This window comes from Roseateles sp. P5_B10, from assembly GCF_056400485.1.
This window is the reverse complement of record NZ_JBFULE010001159.1, coordinates 1-1,272: the sequence shown is the minus strand read 5'-3', so window position 1 is coordinate 1,272 and position 1,272 is coordinate 1. Positions and strand designations below refer to the sequence as shown.

The following is a 1,272-nucleotide window of genomic DNA, read 5'->3' as shown; positions in this document are numbered from 1 at the left end:
GTGCAGGCCCCAGCRCAGGCGGTAGCTGGCGATGGACGAGCGCACCTTCTCCGCGATGATCTGGGCGTAATGCTGGTCGCAGTCGGGCAGCAGGATGGCGAAATGATCTTCCTCCAGGCGCGCGACCAGGTCGGAAGCCCGCACCTTGCTGATCAGCATCTGCCCCAGGCCGTAGAGGAAATGGTCACCCACCTCGGCGCCCATGTCCTTGATGACCTCGCCGAAACGGTCCACGTCAACCCACAGCACCGACACCGGCTCGTTGCGCCGGCTGCCGACATGCTCGCCCAGGCGGCGCTCGAACTCCCGGCGGTTGGCCAGCTCGGTGACGGCGTCGTGCTTGGCCGTCCAGGTGGGCTGCAGGCGCAGCGCGCGGGCGGCGCTGACGTCTTCGACGATCCACAGCGACTCGCCAGCGGGCGCTTCCCAGTGCACCGGCGTGGCCTGCAGGCGGCCCCAGAACCGGTGACCGTCGCGCTTGACGTATTCGATCTCCTCGTCCAGCGGTCGACCCGCGGCGAAGGCGGCGGCGGCGCGTTCCTGCAGCGCTGTGTGAGCCATGTCGGTGGTGTGGACGAGGCGCGTAGGCTGTCCGGCCAGTTCACCGTCGTCGTTGAAACCGAACAGGTGGTTGAACTCCTCGCTGACGACTTCGAAGCGCTGGCCGGAAACGAAGGCGACGGCCGTTGGCGCGCGTACCAGCAAGGCTCGCAGGCGGGCGGCGATGGGGTCCTCGGCGGAAGCGGGCGTGCCGGAAGTAGCGCTGCTCATAGGAGTCTCCGAGTCGATCTTTAGGCTCGACTATCGCAGGACTGAAGGCTTTCGGCCATGACGCAGATCACGGCGTTAGAGTCCGCGTCCTTGCCGTACCACGGCGCCATCACAAGACGAGACGATGCGCTTGCTTCCGGTCTCCCTGCTCGCCCTGCTGACCGGCCTGACCCAGGCCCAGCAGCCCAGTGAAATCCCTCAGGGTCTGCGCGATGCAACGCCACGCTGGCACGCCTTGACGGGCGCGCGGCTGGTGCTGGCGCCGGGCCAGATCGTCGAGAACGGCACCCTGGTCATGAAGGACGGCGTCATCGTCGCCGTTGGTGCCAACGTGAAGCCGCCGGCAGGCGCCCGGGTCTGGGCGCTGCAGGGCCGCACCGTCTATGCCGGCTTCATCGACGCTGCCAGCAGCGTCGGCCAGAGTCGCATGGAGACGTCCAAGGCCAAGGGGCTGACACCCGGCCAGCGCTGGGTGCGCAGCGAATTCCACCAGGCCACGGC

1 protein-coding gene and 1 pseudogene are annotated in these 1,272 nt (G+C 68.0%); one reads left to right on the top strand and one right to left on the bottom strand.

Features of this window, described 5'->3' with window-relative positions; translation table 11 throughout:
• Positions 1-771 (bottom strand): GGDEF domain-containing protein (locus tag AC1DU6_RS31725; RefSeq protein WP_477862158.1); only part of this gene is annotated, 771 nt, incomplete at its 3' end.
• 124 nt (positions 772-895) lie between these two features.
• Here AC1DU6_RS31725 and AC1DU6_RS31720 point away from each other — a divergent pair.
• Positions 896-1,272, top strand: a pseudogene (locus tag AC1DU6_RS31720) (hypothetical protein); the annotation flags it as partial.